Genomic DNA, 20,117 nt, shown 5'->3' on the forward strand with positions numbered 1-20,117 from the left:
GGGGGTAAATTCCCCGGCATTTCTTTTTGCGGTGCGGATGGCAATGTTGCTGCGCAACAAAAACCTGTTAATCTGCGTTGAGGTGCCAGCACGTCGTTGGAAAGAATCCGATGCCTTTCAATCGGCGTCGTCTTCCAGGTTAGAGAAAGGTGGCGCATCTCATGTTTTATCAGCTTTATGAATTGAACCATGCCGCATTGGCGCCTTATCGGGCTTTCGCCGATATCATGCGCATGGTCTATGCCAATCCCCTCAATCCGATTTCGCAGACGCCCTGGGGGCGTACGATGGCGGCGAGTCTCGAGATGTTCGAGCGGACGACCCGACGCTACGGCAAACCGGCCGTCGGTCTGCATGACACTGTTGTCGAGGAAGGAAAGGTGGCCGTACGGGAAGAGATCGTCTGGTCGCATCCCTTCTGCAATCTGCTCCATTTCGCGCGCAATGTTCCAAGCAGCCATGCGCCAGACCCGCGCATTCTCATCGTCGCGCCGATGTCGGGCCACTACGCGACACTGCTGCGCGGCACGGTCGAAGCGTTGCTGCCAAGCGCCGACGTTTACATTACCGACTGGATCGATGCGCGCATGGTGCCGATGACGGAAGGCACCTTCGATTTTGACGACTACATCGACTACGTCATCGAGATGCTTCGCTTCCTGGGCCCGGATACGCATGTGATTGCCGTCTGTCAGCCTTCCGTGCCGGTTTTGGCTGCCGTCGCCCTCATGGAAGCGGAGAACGATCCGTTTTCGCCCTCATCGATGACCCTGATGGGCGGACCGATCGACACGCGCATCAACCCGACAGCCGTCAACCAGCTTGCCAAGGAACGCTCGCTGGAATGGTTCGCGGATAATGTGATCATGAATGTGCCCTGGCCGCAGCCGGGCTTCATGCGTCCGGTCTATCCCGGCTTCCTGCAGTTGTCCGGCTTCATGTCGATGAACCTCGATCGGCACGTGATCGCTCACAAGGAGTTCTTCATGCATCTGGTGAAGAACGATGGCGAGCCGGCCGAAAAGCACCGCGACTTTTATGACGAGTACCTCGCGGTCATGGACTTGACGGCGGAGTTCTACCTTCAGACGGTCGAACAGGTCTTCATCAAGCACGCGCTGCCGAAGGGCGAGCTGCTCTACCGTGGTAAGCTTGTCGATCCCGCCGCCATCCGCAACGTGGCACTTCTCACCGTCGAGGGGGAAAACGACGACATCTCCGGCGTCGGCCAGACACAGGCTGCCCAGACCATCTGCGTCAACATCCCCGACAACATGCGCATGCACTACCTGCAGCCCGACGTCGGCCACTATGGCGTCTTCAACGGCTCACGCTTCCGCCGGGAGATTGCGCCGCGGATCATCAGCTTCGTGAAGGAACATGCCCGTTCGGGAAAGCCCGTGGTGAAACGGGTGATCAAGGGCGGAAAATCCGCCTGATTTAGTATATTCTGAATTAGCGATTGTATTTCAAGGCGTTGTCCGATTTGGGCGGGCGCTGCCTTGAAGCGGGCCAGGCGTGTAACCACATCGATTCCAGCGTTCGGTATCTCGCCGGACGCGGAAAATGCGAGGACACCGCACGATGAACCAGTCAGCATTGCTTCGCCCGGATTGGACTCCGGCTACCATTGCCCTGATGATCCTCGGCTTCGTGGTTTTCTGGCCTCTGGGTCTCGCCATGCTCGCCTACATCATCTTTGGAGAGCGTTTGCGCGGTTTCAAGCGCGACGCCAACAGCGCCGCCGATGGATTCTTCGCCGGCTGCCGACGTTCACATGGCCGCTATCGCCCTCATTTCTCGACGGGCAATGTTGCCTTCGATGATTGGCGCAAGGCCGAGCTCGACCGGCTGGAAGAAGAGCGTCGCAAGCTTGATGAAATGCGCGAGGATTTCGACTCCTACATGCGCGAACTACGCCGCGCCAAGGACCAGGAAGAGTTTGACCGCTTCATGCGCGACCGCAAGAACGGCAAGCGCGAAGACAATGGTCCGGTAGCAGAATACCAGACTCCGTAATTCCCAGGACCGTTCAGCACTGAAACTTGAACCGGCATCATCGATGCCGGCTTTTCTTTGCCAAGAATTCCAGCGAATCATATAGAAAATGCCCATGTTCCCGCTCCCTGCAAAGCCACGCCGCAGCGTTCGAAAACCGGCTCCGCCGGAAACGCGAACGCTTGACGTTGCCGGACGCCTGATGCCGCTGACGATCAAGCAGCACGAGCGGGCGACCCGCATTACATTGCGCATCGAGCCTGGCGGTCGGGGCCTGAAGATGACGATCCCGTGCGGATTGGCGCAGCGCGAGGTAAATGCCTTCCTCGACCGCCATCAGGGCTGGCTCTTGACCAAGCTTGCCAAATTCTCGACCGACAGCGGTCTTCGTGATGACGGCACCATTCTCTTTCGGGGCGTATCCCATCGCGTTCACCACACCGGCAGCGTGCGGGGCCTGACAGAAGCCGTCGTCGTTGATGGCAAACCCGTGCTCAAGGTCAGCGGCATGCCCGAGCATCTCGGACGCCGGATTGCCACGTTTCTGAAGAAGGAAGCGCGAGCCGATCTCGAGAGGCTGGCAACGTTCCATGCCCGCTCGATCAATGCGCCGATCAGGTCTATCGCCATGAAGGACACCCGCAGTCGGTGGGGTTCCTGCTCCTCGGAGGGAAACCTGAGCTTTTCCTGGCGCATCGTCATGGCGCCGCCGTCAGTGGTCGACTACCTTGCGGCCCATGAAGTCGCTCATCTCAAGGAGATGAACCACGGGCCACGCTTCTGGGCGCTCTGCAAGAAGCTCTGCCCCCACATGGAAGAGGCGAAGCTCTGGTTGAAGCGGCACGGCAGTCAACTGCACGCCATCGATTTCGACTGAGCGACGCCTCGCAAAAATCAGCTTTTGTCGTGATTTGGCTCGACTCCAAGTGCTTTTCGTGTCACTTCGCTGCCATGAAACCGGATATCAAAATCTGCGGACTGAAGACGCCTGAGGCGATCGATCGTGCACTCGCGCGCGGCGCCACACATATCGGCTTCATCTTCTTCGAAAAGAGTCCCCGCTACATCGAGCCTGATATCGCCGGCAAGCTAGCGGAGCCGGCTCGCGGCAAGGCCAAGATCGTTGCGGTTTTGGTCAATCCGAGCAACGACGATCTTGATGAAATCGTGGCGCTGCTTCGGCCCGATATCCTGCAGTTGCATGGCGACGAGAGCCCGGAGCGCGTTTTGACCATCAAGGCGGTGTATGGACTGCCGGTCATGAAGGCTTTCTCGGTGCGGTCGGCTGACGATCTGAAGCGGGTCGAGGCTTATGTCGGCATCGCCGATCGCTTCCTCTTCGACGCCAAGCCGCCGAAAGGGTCGGATTTGCCGGGTGGCAACGGCGTGTCCTTCGATTGGAGCCTGCTTACCTGGCTTGACGACAGCGTGGATTACATGCTTTCCGGTGGCCTGAACAAGGGCAATATTGCCGAGGCGCTCGGCATCACCAAGGCACCCGGGATCGACGTATCTTCGGGGGTCGAAAGCGCGCCCGGCGTCAAGAACGTCGCAATGATCGATGAGTTTTTCGATGCGGTCCAAACGGCTTGTCAGCCCGAAACGACCTCAGGGAGTTGAGAGTGAACCAGACGCCAAAACCGAATTCCTTCCGTTCCGGCCCTGATGAAGACGGCCGTTTCGGCATCTACGGCGGCCGTTTCGTCGCCGAAACGCTGATGCCTTTGATCCTCGACCTGCAGGACGAGTGGAACAAGGCAAAGGACGATCCGGAATTTCAGGCGGAGCTGAAGCAGCTTGGCACCCACTATATCGGTCGCCCGAGCCCGCTCTATTTCGCCGAGCGCCTGACGGCCGAACTCGGTGGCGCGAAGATCTATTTCAAGCGCGAAGAGCTGAACCACACCGGTTCGCACAAGATCAACAACTGCATCGGCCAGATCCTGCTCGCCAAGCGCATGGGCAAGACCCGTATCATCGCGGAAACTGGTGCCGGCCAGCATGGCGTTGCCTCGGCAACGGTTGCCGCCCGCTTCGGGCTCCCCTGTGTCGTTTACATGGGCGCAACCGACGTCGAGCGTCAGGCGCCGAACGTGTTTCGCATGAAGCTGCTTGGTGCCGAGGTAAAGCCGGTGACCGCCGGTCACGGCACGCTCAAGGACGCCATGAACGAGGCATTGCGCGACTGGGTCACGAACGTCGACGACACCTATTACCTGATCGGCACTGCCGCCGGTCCGCATCCCTATCCGGAAATGGTTCGCGACTTCCAGGCCGTCATTGGCACCGAAGCCCGTGAGCAGATTTTGGAAGCCGAAGGTCGGCTGCCGGATCTCGTCATCGCAGCCGTCGGCGGCGGTTCGAACGCGATCGGCATCTTCCATCCGTTCCTTGATGACGAGAGCGTCAAGATGGTTGGCGTCGAAGCCGGCGGCAAGGGCCTCAATGGTGACGAGCACTGCGCCTCGATCACTGCGGGTTCGCCCGGCGTCCTCCACGGTAACCGGACCTACCTTCTGCAGGATGGCGACGGCCAGATCAAGGAAGGCCATTCGATTTCCGCTGGTCTTGACTATCCTGGCATCGGCCCCGAGCATTCCTACCTGAACGACATCGGTCGCGTCGAGTATGTGCCGATCATGGACCATGAGGCGCTCGAAGCTTTCCAGACGCTGACCCGCCTCGAAGGTATCATTCCGGCGCTGGAGCCATCGCACGCGCTGGCCGAAGTCATCAAGCGCGCGCCGAAGATGGGCAAGGACGAGATCATTCTGATGAATCTCTCCGGCCGCGGCGATAAGGACATCTTCACTGTCGGCAAGATTCTGGGAATGGGTGAGTAAGCATGACCGCACGTATGGACAAACGCTTCGCCGATCTTAAGGCGGAAGGCCGGCCGGCACTCGTCACCTATTTCATGGGAGGCGACCCCGACTACGAAACCTCGCTCGGCATCATGAAGGCTCTGCCGGAAGCGGGTTCCGATGTTATTGAACTCGGCATGCCGTTCTCCGATCCGATGGCCGATGGTCCGGCGATCCAGATGGCTGGCCAGCGCGCTCTGAAGGGCGGCCAGACGCTGAAGAAGACGCTGCAGCTTGCCAGCGATTTCCGCAAGACGGACGATGCGACGCCGATCGTAATGATGGGCTATTACAACCCGATCTATGTCTACGGCGTGGAGAAGTTCCTCGACGACGCGCTGGCAGCCGGCATCGATGGCCTCATCGTCGTCGACCTTCCACCCGAGATGGATGACGAACTCTGCATCCCTGCGATCAAGAAGGGGATCAACTTCATTCGGCTTGCGACGCCGACGACCGACGAAAAGCGCCTGCCGACCGTTCTTCGGAACACGTCCGGCTTCGTCTATTATGTTTCGATGACTGGTATCACTGGCTCTGCTCTGCCGGATCCGTCTCTGGTCTCGGGCGCCGTCAAGCGCATCAAGCAGCACACCAACCTGCCTGTTTGCGTCGGCTTCGGCGTCAAGACCGCCGACCATGCAAAGGTCATTGGCAACTCGGCCGATGGCGTGGTTGTCGGCACAGCAATTGTCAATCAGGTGGCAACGAGCCTCACCAAGGATGGGAAGGCGACAGCCGATACCGTCCAGGCCGTCGCCACCCTCGTTCGTGGACTGTCAACGRGTACACGTTCGGCGCGCCTTGTTGCTGCCGAATAATTTCCCCACATTGGCAAGAGTCAATCAGGAGTTTTCGACTTGAACTGGATCACCAACTACGTCCGCCCCCGCATCAATTCCATGCTGGGCCGCCGCGAAGTGCCGGAGAACCTCTGGATCAAGTGCCCGGAAACGGGTGAGATGGTCTTCCATAAGGATCTGGAAGACAACAAGTGGGTCATTCCGGCCTCCGGTTATCACATGAAGATGCCGGCAAAGGCTCGCCTTGCCGACCTTTTCGACGATGGCGTCTATGAGGCTCTGCCGCAGCCAAAGGTCGCCCAGGATCCGCTGAAATTTCGTGATTCCAAGAAATACACGGACCGTCTGAAGGACAGCCGCATCAAGACCGAGCAGGAAGACACCATTCTCGCTGGCGTCGGCAAGATGCGCGGCCTGAAGATCGTCGCGGTCGTTCATGAGTTCAACTTCATGGGCGGTTCGCTCGGCATTGCCGCGGGCGAGGCGATCGTCAAGGCGTTCGAACGCGCCATTGCGGAGAAGTGCCCGCTGGTCATGTTCCCGGCATCTGGTGGTGCCCGCATGCAGGAAGGTATCCTGTCGCTGATGCAGCTGCCACGCACGACCGTGGCGGTAGACATGCTGAAGGAAGCAGGACTGCCTTACATCGTCGTGCTGACCAATCCGACCACTGGCGGTGTTACCGCGTCCTACGCGATGCTCGGTGACCTGCATCTGGCCGAACCCGGGGCTGAAATCTGCTTCGCCGGGAAGCGCGTTATCGAGCAGACGATCCGCGAGAAGCTTCCGGAAGGCTTCCAGACCTCCGAGTATCTGCTGGAACACGGCATGGTGGACATGGTGGTCAAGCGCCACGATATTCCGGATACGCTCGCGCGCGTCTTGAAGATCCTGACGAAGAAGCCGGTTGCGAACCTATCCAAGGAAAACAGCGGGACGCTTGCTATCGCTGCAAGCGCCTGACAGAACCCATCACAGGCGGGGTGAGCGATGATACCCAGGGGCCAAGCCGTAGTGAGTGAAGCAGCACAGGAAATCGACAAGCTCTTGGGCCTGCATCCCAAGGGCTTCGATCTATCCCTGGATCGCATTACCCGACTGCTTTCCGTCCTCGGGGATCCGCAGAAGAAATTGCCGCCCGTCATTCATGTGGCGGGCACGAACGGCAAGGGGTCCGTGACGGCGTTTTGCCGGGCTTTGCTGGAAGCCGGTGGCTACAGCGCGCATGTCCATACCTCTCCGCATCTCGTCAACTGGCACGAACGCTATCGGATCGGCGCCAAGGGCGGTCGCGGGCAACTGGTGGACGATGCGGTCTTCGCCGAGGCGGTGCGGCGCGTGGCGGCCGCCAATGACGGGCAGAAGATCACCGTTTTCGAGATCCTCACCGCAGTCACTTTCATTCTGTTCTCAGAGCATCGGGCCGATGCCGCGATCATCGAGGTTGGTCTCGGCGGTCGTTTCGACGCGACGAACGTCATCTCCGACCCGGCCGTTTCGGTCATCATGCCGATTTCCTTGGATCATCAGCCTTACCTCGGCGATCGCGTCGAACTGATCGCGGCAGAAAAAGCCGGTATCATGAAGCGCGGGCACCCTGTTGTGATCGGCAAGCAGGAATATGATGCCGCGCTCGACGTGCTGATGTCGACCGCCGAACGGCTGAACTGCCCGACCGCAGTCTTCGGCCAGGACTACATGGCGCATGAGGAATATGGGCGTCTCGTCTATCAGGACGAGTTCGGTCTCGCCGACCTGCCATTGCCCCGCCTTCCCGGCCGCCACCAATATGCCAATGCCGCCGCTGCGATCCGCGCCGTCAAGGCCGCCGGCTTTGCGGTCACCGAAACGATGATGGAAAAGGCGCTGCTGTCGGTCGAGTGGCCGGGCCGTCTCCAGCGTCTGAACGACGGCAATCTGATGGCCAGTGCTCCGGCTAAAGCAGAGATCTGGGTCGATGGCGGCCACAACCCCGGCGCCGGCGAAGTTATCGCCGAGGCCATGGCGAATTTCGAGGAAAAGCAGCCGCGCCCGCTCTTCCTGATCATCGGCATGATCAACACCAAGGATCCGGTTGGCTACTTCAAGGCTTTCAAGGGATTGGCCGAGAAGGTCTATTGCGTGCCGATCCGCGGGAGCGATGCGATGATCGATCCGGTGATCCTTGCAAACGCCGCCTATGACGCCGGCCTCGTCGCGGAACCGATGTCGACGGTCAGCGATGCGTTGGAGGCGATCAAGGAGGGCGCCTTTGAACAGGCCCACCCACCGCGCATCCTGATCGGCGGCTCTCTCTATCTCGTCGGCGATGTGCTTGCCGACAACGGGACGCCCCCGAAATGAGAAAAAGCCCGGTCGAACGCCGGGCTTTTTCCTATCTGCTTATGGATAAATTAAGCGGCGCTCGAGATCCAGCTCGAAAGAGCGGTCTTCGGGGCAGCGCCAACTTTGATGTCAGCAACTTCGCCGGCCTTGAACATGGCGAGTGTCGGAATGGAACGGACGCCAAACTGGGCGGCGAGTTCCGGGTTTTCATCGATATTGAGCTTGGCGACCTTCACCTTGCCCTGAAACTCGACAGCGAGTTCTTCGAGGCTGGGGGCGATCATCTTGCACGGGCCGCACCATTCAGCCCAGAAATCGACGACGACGGGTTCTGCGGATTCCAGAACTTCCGACTGGAAGTTGTTGATATCGACTTTTACGGTAGCCATAGGCTGCTCCTTTACGGATTCCTGTTGAAACACATGTGAGCGTGCGGTGCGGGAATTTCAATGCCCGTATTTCACTTTGTCTCGAGTTGCGCAAGCGCCGACGCCAATGCATCCGGCGTCAGCGTGTGAACCGAAGCATTTTCAGTGTAGACAAGCACGCAATCGACGCGCTTGCCGGGATAGAGCGGCGCCAGGATCTCGCGATAGATCGCAAGCTGCGCCTTGTGTGCAAATGGGATGGCCTCTGCCGTCTGCGGCGGGACGCGATTGGTCTTGTAGTCCAGCACGACGATGCGATCGTCGAAGACCGCCATTCTGTCGACACGGCCGGAAATGGCATAGTCCTGGCCGGCGATCGTCAGCGTCCCCATGACGGAGACCTCAGCCTGTGCATGAGTCGAGAAGACGGCTTCGAGGTCGGCTGCGCCCAATAGCGTCAGAACCGAGTCGACCAATTGCCGCCGCTCTGCTTCGGGCCAGAATGGCGCCGCACGCTTGGCGTATCGTGATGCTGCATCTGGCTGATCGCCGCGTGGCACATCCGGCAGCACCTGCAACATGCGGTGGAGGAGCCGCCCTTTTTGCAGCGAGCGATCCGGCTTTCCCGTTTCCGTGAAGAGCGGGGAGGCGACGAGGAGGTCATCGGCGCCATCGTCGATGATCGTTCCGATGCCGGATGGGCTGAGCGGGCGCGGCAATTGCCTGCGCGGTGGCAGTGGCCTGTCGAGGCCAGGCGGGACCGTCTGTTGTCTGGCGGTCTCCGCGCTGCGTTCAAGGCGCTCGAACCTTCTCTCTATCCGTGGTACGCGCCATTCGATGCCAGCCCATGTCCCGTCAGGCCCAGAAAATGTCGCAGCAGATACATGCGGATGGCTGTCGGTCATCGCAGCGGAAATCATGGCATGCCAGGTATCGGTGTTGGGACGAATGCCCCTGTAGCCGCAAACGGTAAGGCGATCGGCGGCCCGGGTCATCGCAACATAGAGCAGCCGGCGATATTCCTGTTCCGCCAGCGATTGGATGCGCGTCGCGTCGGCCTGGGTCAGCGAGTTACTGAGATCGCCGATCGGAACCCATGCCGGCATGGGCGGCTCGCCGCTCCCCTGTTCAAGCAGCCGCAGCTTCGGCATGTGCGAATGGGTGAAGGCCTTCGAGCCGCCGTCGACGAGGAACACGATCGGTGCCTCAAGGCCCTTTGAGGCGTGGACTGTCATGATCCGGACTTCATTCCGGCCTTTGTCCTGCTCACGCTTCACCTCCGGTGCTTCGATTTCAAGCGTCGAAATGAAGGATTGCAGGCCTGGCAGGCCCGAGCTTTCGTGATCAAGCGCGAATGTCAGGAATTCATCGAGAATATCGCTGACCTCGGTTCCGAGCCGGGCAAGGAATTGTCGTCGGCCGCCGTGGCATCCGAGAACACGAGCATAGAAATCGTGAACCGACAGCGTCTCGGATTCGTCCAGGAAGAGCCTGAGGCGAGAGACGGCTGTTTCAAAGCGCGCATTTCCATCAGCGGCGAACTTCTGCACGTGAGCCCAGGCACTCTCGCCCTCCGTACGCAGGGCGGCAATTGCGAAGACGTCGTCTTCGCTCAGATCGAGAAGCGGGCTCTTCATCAGCGCTGCCAAGGAGAGGTCGTCCTCGGGCAACAGTAGAAAGCGGCCGAGCGCCACGAGGTCCTGCACGGCAATGTGGCTCGTCAGGCGCAGGCGGTCGGCGCCGGCAACCGGTATGTCGCCGCGTCGCTTCAAGGCGCGTGTCAGCGCGTTGACGAAGGCGTCGCGCTTGCGCACGAGGACGAGGATATCGCCGGCCTCGATCAGTCGCTCCTTGCCCTTCTCGACGATCGTTTCCTTGCCCACCAGATTGCCGATCGCATGAGCAATGCGACGGGCGAGCACTGATGCTGGGGCGCTCTCCGGCGTGGCGTCAAAGGGTGCGGTCCAATCTTCTTCCTTGATCGTCGCTTCAGGCGCGACCATCTCCCAGAGATCGACTGCGCCCGGGTGGCCTATGCGGTTAGAACGGTGCACCACCGGCTCGCCTGCCGCACTTAACCCGCGGGCATTTTCAGCCGGTGTGAAGATGTGGTCCACTGCGGCAAGGACATCCGAGGTCGATCGGAATGAGAGCGGCAGCCGCACCGTTGAGAAGGCGTGCCCGCTCTGCGAGACGCGCCGACGCGTCCGCTGGCTTTCTTCTGAAAAGCGTTCGGGCCGAGCGCCCTGGAAAGAATAGATCGATTGCTTTTCGTCGCCGACGGCAAAAAGGGTACGCACCACATTGCGGGCGCTCTCGCCGGAAAAGAAATCCTCGGCCAGCGACTGGATCACGCTCCACTGGATTGGACTTGTATCCTGTGCCTCGTCGACAAGGATATGGTCGATCCCTTGGTCGAGCTTGTAGTGGATCCAGGGGCCAACGTCGCTCTTGTGCAAGAGTTCGGAAGTCCGCGTTATCAGATCCTCGAAATCGAGTTGGCTGCGCTGCTTCTTGAGGTCGTCGTAGTCTTTGTTGAGGCGGTCGGCGAGGATCAGCGCTGCGCGTGTTGCCTCGTACATGCGGGCCGTTTTCCACCGATCCCGACACAATACCACGTGCGCTCGGGCCATTGCCACGGCATCGATGAGCTCCGGTGCTTCAGTCAGCATGGCCTTCACGAAAAACTGCGAATCCGCCTTTGGTTCAGCCCTTGCGGTAAGGAAGATTTTCTCCAGCACCGACGCCCGGCGCGCGGGGTCTCGTTCGCGCGCTGCCGACCGCAAGCCGGCTGCGATATCGTGCGCCTTTGCCCCGCCTTTCTGATCCGCAAGGTCTAGGTACCGGTCGAGCACCCCGCCGCGCAGACCAGGAAGCGGCCAATACGACTCGGCGATCCCGGTCGCAGTATCGTCTTCAGAAAGGTGAAGCTTCGTGCGCAGTACCGCATCGAGGCCACCCTTCCGCTCCGCATCCTGCGTGAAAGTGCGGATCGCATTGCGGTTCGCGATGATTTCCTCAAGAAGGTTTTCGAGGCCTGACTCATCGCCGAGATTGAGCACGTAAGCAAAGGCGTCCGCGAGCGCCGGATCGTCCTCCGGTGTAGTGGCCGTAAGCAGCGATCGCCGTGCATCCGAAAGAAGCGTCGCGGCAGCCCGATCGTCGAGCACGGAAAAGTGGCCGGCGACGTTAGCTTCCAACGGAAACTGGTGCAGCAAAGCTTCGCAAAACGCGTGAATGGTTTGGATCTTCAGCCCGCCCGGCGTTTCCAGTGCTTTTGCAAAGAGGCGCCTCGCCTCCGCAAGCTTCACCCTATCCGGCGCCTTGCCTTCGATCCGCGTGATGCGTTCTTCAAGTTCCGTGTCCGGCAGAACCGCCCACTCGGCAAGCCGCTCGAAAACGCGGTTCGACATTTCGGAGGCTGCCGCCTTCGTATAGGTCAGGCAGAGGATTGCTGACGGACGTGCTCCGGCCAGCAGGAGCCGGATAACACGCTGCGTCAGGACGTGCGTTTTTCCGGAGCCGGCATTGGCGGAAACCCAGGCTGAGCGTTGCGGATCGGATGCGATCGATTGCTGGATGGTCGTCCAACTCGTCCAGGCAACGGGATCATCGCCCTCAGGCAGCGTTGCGTCGTCATTCATCGCCGGTTTCCTCGTCGCTCTCTGCGGCAGACCATTCGGAAACGCGCGCCAGATGATCGTAATCACCACCGAAATCGAACTGCTGTGCCGGCACAAGCCGCGAGGTGAAGCCCTTTTCGCCTGACTGCAGGAGCGAGACGAACTTTATGAGTTGGTCGATCGAGTCGGTGGCCAGGTCCATGGCCGATTTTGCCTTGTCGGTTCTGGCCGAAGTCTCGTTGTTGACGGTGTCGACCTTAAAGCGATTGCCCGGCCGCAGGCGCACGTAGAGAAGATCTTGTGGAACAAGACTGCCAGCATCCCGGAAGGCGCCGGCGTGAAGCGCGGCGGCCTCCAGTGCCAGCTGGGGATCAAGAAGCGCGCGTGCCTGAGGGGCGGAGGGATTGTATCCGGTCTTGTAGTCGATGATGTCGGCGGTACCGCTGCCGGTGATGTCGATCCGGTCGGCGACGCCGCTCAGGCGGACATTGATCGCCTCCAACTCCACCCCGCCACGCACCTCGGTCAATGTTCTTCGAATGCCTGGCTGTCGCTGCGCCTCCCACTCGAGAAACGCGCGGGCAACTTCACGGAAACGCGGGCGCCAGACTGCATCGATATGTGCAGGAAGTTGCTCCGTATCGAAGAGTTCGTTCAGAATGTTCTCCATCGCCGTTTCAGCTGCCGGCGTTCCGGCAACGTGACCTTCACGGACGAAGCGGTCGATGATCTTGTGATAGAGCGTTCCTCGCTCCGCGGCGCCAGGGTCTCGATTGAACGGTGCTACCGGGTCAAGGCGCAGAACGCGGCGTGCATAGATTGCATAGGGGTCGCGACGAAGGCGCCCGACCTCGCTGAAAGAGTAGGACTTAGGCTGAATCTCCAGCGGCGGTATTGGACTTGGACGTTGCGCGGGCGCTTGGCTGTCGCCTTGGTCGATGAGGTTCGCCCAATGCACAAAATTGTCGCCGCGGGCCTTGAGCTGTGCCTCGAACTCGTGCCCGCCGAATGCGAGCAGCCGCTGCAACCAGCGCGACGCGACGGTTGGCGTCGAACCTTGTCGAAGGGCTCGCGAATAGATGAGATGGCGCGTGCCATTGGCCATTTCGAAATCGTGCGACAGCTGGCCGATGCGCCGTTCTGGAGGTTCCAGCCCGATCTCGGTCTTCATTGTCCGAGAAACGAAGGGGTTATTGGATGTTTGACCCGGCCATGAGCCTTCGTTCAGGCCGCCCAGGATCAATGTGTCTACGTTCTGCAGGCGCGCTTCTAGCGTGCCGAAGATGAAAATTCTCGGATGGCTTAGCGCCCGTGGCTTTACAGCCTGGCCAGCCAATAGCGCAGTGACGATGTCGATCCACTGCGGGCCATCCGCGTCGATCTGCCCCTCGGTTTCGATCACTTCGCCGAGCATCGACGCCAGGGCGTCGCCCGCTTCGCCGGACCAGAGACCAGCAAGATCGCCGCGCGCGTCGCGGGTTACCGCCTCCAATACGCGCCCGGTTCGCTCCCCCCAATCGGCGAGCTCAAGGCTGGCCGTTAGCCCCGGCTCGGGAAGGCGCCGAACAAGCGCCGACGCCAGCGGTTCGGTCGCTTCGGCAACTCGTCGGGCAAGAGCACGCGCGTGGTCAATCGCATCGGCGGGAAGGGATTTTCGCCACTGCGGCGCGTGACGATCCAACGCCTGCTCAGACAGCTGCTGCTCAAGAAGCGGTTCCAACGCCGAGATGTCGACGTCGGCCACACCACCACGCAGTGCCAGCAGCTCCAGAGCTGCTACCGCTGCCACGTGCACGCCACGCTCCAGCCCAAAATGCGCCAGGGGATGCTTCAGCAATCCGACGATAGCGACGGGATCGCCAGGGCGAAGGGTTGCTTCCAGCAGCAGTTGCAACAGCGTTCCCTGTGGGGTGGCGGAAAGCGGCGTGCCTGCGGAATCGTCCGCAACGATGCCGAAACGCGATAATTCCGTCGTCACGCGGCGGGCTAGGTTTCGATCCGGTGTGATCAATGCCGCCCGGCTCTCGCCGTCATTGCCGGGCGCGCGCTCGAGCGCCAAGCGGAGGGCGATTGCAATTGCAGTGGCTTCCTCGCGCTCATTGCCCGCCTCGATCAGCGAGACATCTGCAAATGCCGCTGAGATCGTAGCGTCAGATAGTTTCGCCTTCCATGTGCCCCAGTCGCTGGTTGCTTCGGCAGGGGAGAGCGCATGTGAGAGGATTTCGCTACGCTGTCGCAATTCCTCGGGCGGCGCGGCAAGCTGCACCACATCCTGCCGCGTCAATTTCAGTCGCTTTAGCAACTGCGCGAGGCCGTATTGCGAGTGGCTGCGGCTCGCCGGGTCGGCGGGCTGATCTATCCGAATGTCGGGCGCCACCATTCGCCAATGCTCATCCGGCATGCCGAGGTCGAGCCCCGGCAGAACGATGACGCCTTCCGGAAGGTTGGCGACCGCTGCGATAAGGTCGGCCGTCGCCGGCACAGAGCCTGTCGATCCTGCAATGATGATGGGTCCCATCGGCCGGGCTGTCGCCAGGCGATTTGCTTCGGCACGAAGAATTGCGTTGCGGTGTCTTGCGGGCGATGATTTGCCGAGCTCATTCAGCCGCTCCGGCCAGAAGGCGCTGGCAATCTGCAGGAACTCGGCCGTCAGTTGCCACCAAAGCGCATAGTCTTTCACATTCAGGCGAGACAGTTCGTTCCAATCCCGATCCTCGGTCTCGATGGCGTCGATCAATTCCGCAAGATTGCGCGCAAGCCAAATGGCGTCGGCTGGGCTTGCGGGCGCGACGAGCGGCGAATCGGAATGGATGCTGCGCACAATCTCCGGCAGCTTGTTTCGCCAGGCGAGGATAAGGCGCGCGAGTTCCAGCAGGCGGGCGGTGTTGGATAACGGCTGAGCAAGATCCAGGGTCGCGGGCAGGGCTTCGTCGAAATAGCCGCTATCGTCGTCGGTCTCGCCGAGCGGTCGGATAACCGGGAGGATTGCGGATCGTCCGCCGAGGAGATCGACGAACTCCGAGCGGAGCACGCGTGCTGCGCGCCTCGTTGGCAGATAGATCGTGGTTTTCGAAAGCGATAGGGGATCGCCGGGATCATACCGGAAATGCGGTGTCAGTCGGCCGTCACAAAGGCTTTCGGCAAGGCTCTTCAGGAAGGGAAGCCCTGCGGGGATGCTCAAGACCCTCGGCCGGTGATGCTCGGCCATCCGTCATGCAAACGTCCGGTATCGCCGGATCGTTTCCTCCGCTTCACCAATCGCTTCCGGCGTGCCGACAGTAAGCCAGTGTCCTTCGAGTACGGTACCGTAGAGCCGGCCGCGAGCGATCGCCTTGTCAAAATAGAGATTGAGGTTGAATGGATCGGCTGGCGCGTCATCGAGAAACGACGTGTCCATTGCAATGGCGCCGGCATAGACAATTGGGCAGGGACCCGAGTCGAAGAAACGGGTCAACCGGCCATCCCGCGCCATGTTGAAGTCGTTCTTTCCGTTGTGCCCGGTCGTGTCTTCCAGTTTCACGCAAAGCATAGCCATGTCCATCTCTTCCGGTCGGAAGAATCCGGCTAAGCGTGTCAGGTTGCTGGGAACGCCGCGGCGTTCTCCGATCCAGAAGAGGTCGGCATTCGTGACAAAAACCTTGCCGGGATTAAGCAGCTTCAAGCCCTTCGCAAGGCCGCCGCCGTTGTTCAACAGCTTCTCGCGTTCGTCGGAGATGATGATCTCGAGGTCTTTGTATGAAGCCAGGTGCGCCAGCATCTGATCGGCGTGGTGATGAATATTGACCACGACCCTTTCGACACCGGCTTCCGCAAGCGAATCGAGCGCGTAATCGATCATCGCCTTGCCGTCGATCTTCACGAGCGGCTTCGGGATGGTGTCGGTGATCGGCCGCATGCGGGTTCCAAGACCTGCAGCGAGAACCATGGCTTGCTTGATGCTCATCTGATCCGAGAAATTATGATTCGCTTGGTACTATTCCAGCCCTTACGCACCAGTCGCGCAAGGGGGCAAGCGTTTCATGTTCCAGCGCAACGGAAAGATAGGACAGGGTGCGCGGCATATGCCTCATATAGCCAGGTTTTCCGTCTCGTTGCATCAAGCGAACCCAGAGGCCGGCAAGCTTGCAATTGCGTTGTGCAGACATGATTGCCCAACTCTTCAGGAAACGAGCCTCATCGAAGCCACCCTTTGTTCTGCGCAGAGATAGATAGTCGTCCATCAATTGCCGGAACAGATCGGGCGGGACCGTGACGCGCGCATCCTGCACGATTGAAGCGAGATCGTAGGCTGTGGGGCCGATCATCGCGTCCTGGAAATCAATCAGTCCGACGCGCGCTATCCCACGCTCGTTGTCGCGCCAGATAATGTTCGGCGAGTGGAAATCGCGGAGGAGAAGGCTTTTTTCGGAGGCTTCAAGTTCGTCGATCAGCCTGTCCCAGATCGCGAGGTATTCATCGCGCTCGGCGCCACTGGCGGCGGTACGGCCACGCTTCCAGGGCAAATGCCAATCGAGAACGAGACGTACCTCCATCTTCATCGCCGTCCGATCGAAGTCGGGGATGTGGTGGACGTGGCTGTCGGTGACGCGAATGTCCTGCGGGATCGTCAGCGAGTGCAGATGCGCCAGGCAGGCAACGCTCGCCCGGTAGCGGTCGGCGATGGGCTGACCTTGCAAATCCAGGACGCCGTCGGTGCCAAGGTCCTCCAGAAGCAGGATGCCTTGGTCGTAGTCGACCTGGTAGATCTCCGGTGCAGCAAAACCCTCCTGTCGGAGCACATTGGCAATGGCAACGAAAGGATAGGCATTCTCGGCGATATGCGCGACCTTCGGATATGGCTTGCCATCCAGGACCGGCGGCCCTTCCGGCAACGGTGGCCAATCCATCAGCACGCGTCGCTTCCCATCACCGGCATAGACTGCCTCGTAGGCTCGAAGCGAGGCATCGCCTGTCAGAAAACGACGCTTCGCATTGGTGTATCCCGCTGCATCGATGAAATCACGTATGGCCAGGACGCGTCGGATCCGGGCAGCCTGTTTTTCCGGGGCCGCAATGGTCACCTTTCGACCCAGGCCCTCGTGCTCCAGCTTGAGCGCAATGCGGTCTGCCGGCAGCTCGTCGCTTGCCATCTCAGGCCACTCGACGAGGCAGATGCCGTCCTGGAGTGCTTCGTCGAAGCCGAGTTCGGTGAGTTCGGCCGGATCGCCGAGACGGTACAGGTCGAAATGTGCGACCGGTACGCGCAGGTCGTAGGCTTGCACCAGGGTGAAGGTGGGGCTTGGCACGTCGAGTTCGTCATCATCCGCCATCGCACGCAGGAATGCGCGCGCGAGCGACGATTTCCCGGCCCCGAGGTCGCCCGAAAGGGCAAGGCAGTCGCCGCGTTTCAGCGCCAACGCCAGGTCCTCTCCAAAGCGGATTGTTTCCGCCTCATCCTTCAGGAAGAGAGAAATGACAGGAGTGCCCGACATCATTCGGCTGCGACGGACGTCGGAAGATCGACCGAAGGAATCCGGCAGGTCACGATCGTGCCCTTGCCCGGCTGGCTGTCAATGGTGACCGTCCCATGGTGAAGGCTGACAAAGCTGTCGACGATCGACAGCCCAAGTCCCGCGCCGCCCCTCTTGCCGCTCTTAGCGCCGGTCGCGAATCGATCAAACACATTGGCGATCATATCCTGCGAGATACCAGGACCGCGATCGCTGACGGAGAAGAGGAAATCCATCCCTTCACGCCGGCATTCGAGCGAGATTGACGAGCCTTCCGGAGAGAAATTGGCTGCGTTGGAGAGCAGCTTGACGAGGATCTGCTTCAGTCTTTGCGGGTCGGCGACGATCGAGCCAAGATGCGCCGGAGCGGTAATCTCCAGCGTCACGCCGCTTTCCTGCAGCCTGTCGGCAATCTGCATCGATACGTCGTCGAGCAGATCGCCAAGATCAATCGACGAGTAGCTCAGCCGCATGATTCCGGCGTCGACCGTGGCAAGATCGAGGATGTCGTTGACCAGCGTCAGCAGCACCGAAGAAGAGGTCGAGATGTGATCGATATATTCAGCCTGCCGGTCGTTCAGCGGTCCGAGTCCCGGCGTGCGCAGCAGGTCGGTAAAGCCAATAATGTTGGTCAGCGGCGAGCGCAGCTCATACGAGACATGCTGGACGAAGTCGTTCTTAAGCTCGTCTGCCTTGCGCAGTGCTTCGTTCTTTTCCGTCAGGGCGCGCTCAGCACGGACGCTGTCGGTCATGTTGACGAAGGTCAGCATCGTCTGCGCATTCGGCAGCGGGATGACAGCATAGTCGAGCACGAGACCCGAGAACAGCTCGAGCGTTCCCTGGCTGGAGCGGCGCTCGTCGTCGAAGCTGGTGATCAGCTCAGCGAAGGTCTTCCATCCGTCCGGACGGTCATATGATTGAGAGCACGCCTCGCCAAGGGCACGGATATGCGTGCCGGGCTTGGCCTCCGCTTCCGTGATTCCCCAGAGCGCACGGAAGGCGGGATTTGAAAGGCGCATGCGCCCATCAGGTCCAAAGACGGCAACGCCTTCCGAAAGGTGGTCAATCGTCTCGCCCTGCACCTTGAGAAGCGTGTTGTAGCGCGTCTCGAGGTCGACCTGCTCGGTGAGGTTTTCGAATACCCAGGTGGCACCGCCTTGCGGATGCGCTGTCGCGAATACGCGGAGCGTCTGGCCGTTCGGCAGGTGCCACAAATCCGATTGGGTATCGATCGATCGATAGACAGAGAGCGCGGTTTCCTTCCAGGATTTCCAGTTCAGTTGGTCCGGCAGCTTCTTCGCGGCGCGCAGGCGCTCCAGCAATTCCGCATTGTCGGGCCGGCTCTCGAGGAAAGCGATATCAAGCTCCCAGAGCGAGACGAAGGCCTGATTGTAAAACTGCAGCCGTCGGTCGCCGTCGAAAATTGCAACGGGTGTTGCGAGATGGTCGAGTGTTTCGGCGTGGCTTTTCAGGGTCCGCTCAAGCTCGGCGCGAACAGTCTCGATGCCGGAAACGTCGACGGCAATGCCGGCGGAGCCGCTTGGGACCTTCACATCGACAACGTCGAAGAAGGTGCGGTTGCCGCGCACCACGGTCGAGATCTTGTCGTGGAATGGTGACTCGGCCGTCGCCGTGGCACGGATGCGCTCGCGGGCAACGGTGGTCAGGAACTCGCGGCCCTCGTTGACCGCCTGATCTGGCGTGGGCGCCTCGACCGCGTCGCCGTAAGCGTGATTGACCCAGGTCAGCCGACCTTCGGTGTCACGCTGCCATGCCGGAAGATCGATTGCGTCGAGCATGCTTTGAAACGCCGAGATCGAGGACAACAGTCTGTCCCGTTCGATCTTAAGCTCAGCAAGCTCGGCGCGAAGATTGTTCAGCGCTACAAAACGGACGAATGCGCGGCCTCCGGAAACCCGGCCTTGCGCTTCCAGGATCTCCTCCCGGTGAGTTTCAACGACCATGTCGAAGCTATGGGCTGCCCCGCGCAGACGGTCGATCGCGCGCTCGAGCTCAGATGCGGAGCGCGACTTCAGCCACAGGCCGAAGGCGAGGAATTCGTTGTCCTGCGGCGCGCCGGTTTCGGGAGGCAGCTGACCGATAAGCTCAGGGCGCTCGTTGCCATCCCAGATTACGATCCGGCGATTCTTGTCTGCAATCAGTGCCTGATATTGCGAGATGCGCTGCTGCGCATCGGAGAGTGCCGAGCGGATCTCCCGGCTTTCGCTTTCCATATTCCCACGCTGCCGCACGACCCAAAGGGTGGAAAGCAGCGCGGCGGAGATCACGCCGATGACGACGGAAAGGCCGATAACCTGCGACGAGGTGAAAAGATGCGCGGATGTGACAGCCTCGGCTTCGACCTGCGCGAGAACCGGCTGCGCAATCGATGTCATTGCAGTGCCGGCCGCAAAAATCCGCGCCACATGAGCCAATAGTCCCGGCTTCTCGGCGACGGCCCTTGAAGTGCCGGCAGGTTTCCGTTCGCCCGAACGGAGCGGGCAGGGGTCAGCGTGAACGCCATCCTCTGCCTGTTCGACCAGGCTGTGCATCATTTCCGACATGCGCGGTATGTCTCCGTCCCTTAATGTGCCGCCATCACGACAAGACATCCCATTTTCGAAGCAAACGGACACGTCCGTGGCCA

Annotated in this window: 14 protein-coding genes; 8 read left to right on the forward strand and 6 right to left on the reverse strand. The window is 60.5% G+C overall.

Features of this window, described 5'->3' with window-relative positions; all coding sequences use genetic code 11:
• Window positions 1–161 precede the first annotated feature (161 nt).
• The 8 genes from AC1DE4_RS10580 (at window position 162) to AC1DE4_RS10615 (ending at window position 8,008) form a co-directional block, all read left to right on the forward strand.
• Window positions 162–1,439 (forward strand): polyhydroxyalkanoate depolymerase, encoded by a 1,278-nt coding sequence (locus AC1DE4_RS10580; RefSeq protein ID WP_477881296.1) that lies wholly within the window; start codon window positions 162–164, stop codon window positions 1,437–1,439.
• 145 nt (window positions 1,440–1,584) lie between these two features.
• The gene (locus AC1DE4_RS10585; RefSeq protein ID WP_025657923.1) at window positions 1,585–2,019 is read left to right on the forward strand and encodes a DUF2852 domain-containing protein; all 435 of its coding nucleotides are present in this window, start codon (window positions 1,585–1,587) and stop codon (window positions 2,017–2,019) included.
• Between the two features lie 94 nt (window positions 2,020–2,113).
• Window positions 2,114–2,875 carry a M48 family metallopeptidase gene (locus AC1DE4_RS10590; protein ID WP_025657922.1) on the forward strand — a complete coding sequence of 254 codons (762 nt, stop codon included), beginning with the start codon at window positions 2,114–2,116 and terminating at the stop codon, window positions 2,873–2,875.
• A gap of 74 nt (window positions 2,876–2,949) precedes the next feature.
• Complete coding sequence (locus AC1DE4_RS10595; protein ID WP_025657921.1) at window positions 2,950–3,618, forward strand: phosphoribosylanthranilate isomerase; 669 nt, start codon at window positions 2,950–2,952, stop codon at window positions 3,616–3,618.
• Window positions 3,619–3,620: 2 nt separating this feature from the next.
• Window positions 3,621–4,841, forward strand: a complete 1,221-nt coding sequence (gene trpB, locus AC1DE4_RS10600; RefSeq protein WP_018859418.1) for a tryptophan synthase subunit beta — start codon at window positions 3,621–3,623, stop codon at window positions 4,839–4,841.
• A 2-nt stretch (window positions 4,842–4,843) separates the two neighbouring features.
• On the forward strand, window positions 4,844–5,683 hold the full coding sequence (gene trpA, locus AC1DE4_RS10605) for a tryptophan synthase subunit alpha (RefSeq protein ID WP_477881299.1): 840 nt from the start codon (window positions 4,844–4,846) through the stop codon (window positions 5,681–5,683).
• A 39-nt stretch (window positions 5,684–5,722) separates the two neighbouring features.
• Window positions 5,723–6,628 (forward strand): acetyl-CoA carboxylase, carboxyltransferase subunit beta, encoded by a 906-nt coding sequence (gene accD, locus AC1DE4_RS10610; protein WP_018859420.1) that lies wholly within the window; start codon window positions 5,723–5,725, stop codon window positions 6,626–6,628.
• 27 nt (window positions 6,629–6,655) lie between these two features.
• Window positions 6,656–8,008 carry a bifunctional folylpolyglutamate synthase/dihydrofolate synthase gene (locus AC1DE4_RS10615; protein ID WP_340651104.1) on the forward strand — a complete coding sequence of 451 codons (1,353 nt, stop codon included), beginning with the start codon at window positions 6,656–6,658 and terminating at the stop codon, window positions 8,006–8,008.
• 50 nt (window positions 8,009–8,058) lie between these two features.
• Here the strand turns inward: AC1DE4_RS10615 and trxA are convergent, their stop codons facing one another.
• The 6 genes from trxA to AC1DE4_RS10645 all read right to left on the reverse strand — a co-directional run bounded on the left by trxA (window position 8,059) and on the right by AC1DE4_RS10645 (window position 20,034).
• Window positions 8,059–8,379 carry a thioredoxin gene (gene trxA / locus AC1DE4_RS10620; RefSeq protein WP_007528746.1) on the reverse strand — a complete coding sequence of 107 codons (321 nt, stop codon included), beginning with the start codon at window positions 8,377–8,379 and terminating at the stop codon, window positions 8,059–8,061.
• Window positions 8,380–8,450: 71 nt separating this feature from the next.
• Window positions 8,451–12,002, reverse strand: a complete 3,552-nt coding sequence (gene addA, locus AC1DE4_RS10625) for a double-strand break repair helicase AddA (protein ID WP_477881302.1) — start codon at window positions 12,000–12,002, stop codon at window positions 8,451–8,453.
• Window positions 11,995–15,189: a double-strand break repair protein AddB gene (gene addB / locus AC1DE4_RS10630; RefSeq protein ID WP_477881304.1), complete on the reverse strand. Its 3,195-nt coding sequence runs from the start codon at window positions 15,187–15,189 to the stop codon at window positions 11,995–11,997. The genes addA and addB overlap by 8 nt, the downstream gene beginning before the upstream one ends.
• A gap of 3 nt (window positions 15,190–15,192) precedes the next feature.
• On the reverse strand, window positions 15,193–15,924 hold the full coding sequence (locus AC1DE4_RS10635; RefSeq protein ID WP_018859424.1) for a nucleotidyltransferase family protein: 732 nt from the start codon (window positions 15,922–15,924) through the stop codon (window positions 15,193–15,195).
• 13 nt (window positions 15,925–15,937) lie between these two features.
• Entirely contained in the window at window positions 15,938–17,452 is a 1,515-nt protein-coding gene (gene tsaE / locus AC1DE4_RS10640) for a tRNA (adenosine(37)-N6)-threonylcarbamoyltransferase complex ATPase subunit type 1 TsaE (RefSeq protein ID WP_025657916.1), read from the reverse strand.
• Window positions 17,452–20,034, reverse strand: coding sequence for a PAS domain-containing sensor histidine kinase (locus AC1DE4_RS10645; protein WP_062373715.1), 2,583 nt, complete (start codon window positions 20,032–20,034; stop codon window positions 17,452–17,454). Before AC1DE4_RS10645 ends, tsaE begins: the two co-directional genes overlap by 1 nt.
• Between the last annotated feature and the right edge of the window lie 83 nt (window positions 20,035–20,117).

The sequence above is a fragment of the Rhizobium sp. 10N414 genome (genome assembly GCF_056394785.1).

Excerpts from the sequence above, each read along its gene's own strand:
- AC1DE4_RS10615 (WP_340651104.1), top strand. The coding sequence starts at position 6,656 with ATGATACCCAGGGGCCAAGCCGTAGTGAGTGAAGCAGCACAGGAAATC.
- AC1DE4_RS10590 (WP_025657922.1), top strand. The coding sequence starts at position 2,114 with ATGTTCCCGCTCCCTGCAAAGCCACGCCGCAGCGTTCGAAAACCGGCT.
- trxA (WP_007528746.1), bottom strand. The coding sequence starts at position 8,379 with ATGGCTACCGTAAAAGTCGATATCAACAACTTCCAGTCGGAAGTTCTG.
- AC1DE4_RS10580 (WP_477881296.1), top strand. The coding sequence starts at position 162 with ATGTTTTATCAGCTTTATGAATTGAACCATGCCGCATTGGCGCCTTAT.
- AC1DE4_RS10595 (WP_025657921.1), top strand. The coding sequence starts at position 2,950 with ATGAAACCGGATATCAAAATCTGCGGACTGAAGACGCCTGAGGCGATC.
- AC1DE4_RS10635 (WP_018859424.1), bottom strand. The coding sequence starts at position 15,924 with ATGAGCATCAAGCAAGCCATGGTTCTCGCTGCAGGTCTTGGAACCCGC.
- addB (WP_477881304.1), bottom strand. The coding sequence starts at position 15,189 with ATGGCCGAGCATCACCGGCCGAGGGTCTTGAGCATCCCCGCAGGGCTT.
- tsaE (WP_025657916.1), bottom strand. The coding sequence starts at position 17,452 with ATGTCGGGCACTCCTGTCATTTCTCTCTTCCTGAAGGATGAGGCGGAA.
- AC1DE4_RS10585 (WP_025657923.1), top strand. The coding sequence starts at position 1,585 with ATGAACCAGTCAGCATTGCTTCGCCCGGATTGGACTCCGGCTACCATT.
- addA (WP_477881302.1), bottom strand. The coding sequence starts at position 12,002 with ATGAATGACGACGCAACGCTGCCTGAGGGCGATGATCCCGTTGCCTGG.
- AC1DE4_RS10645 (WP_062373715.1), bottom strand. The coding sequence starts at position 20,034 with ATGTCGGAAATGATGCACAGCCTGGTCGAACAGGCAGAGGATGGCGTT.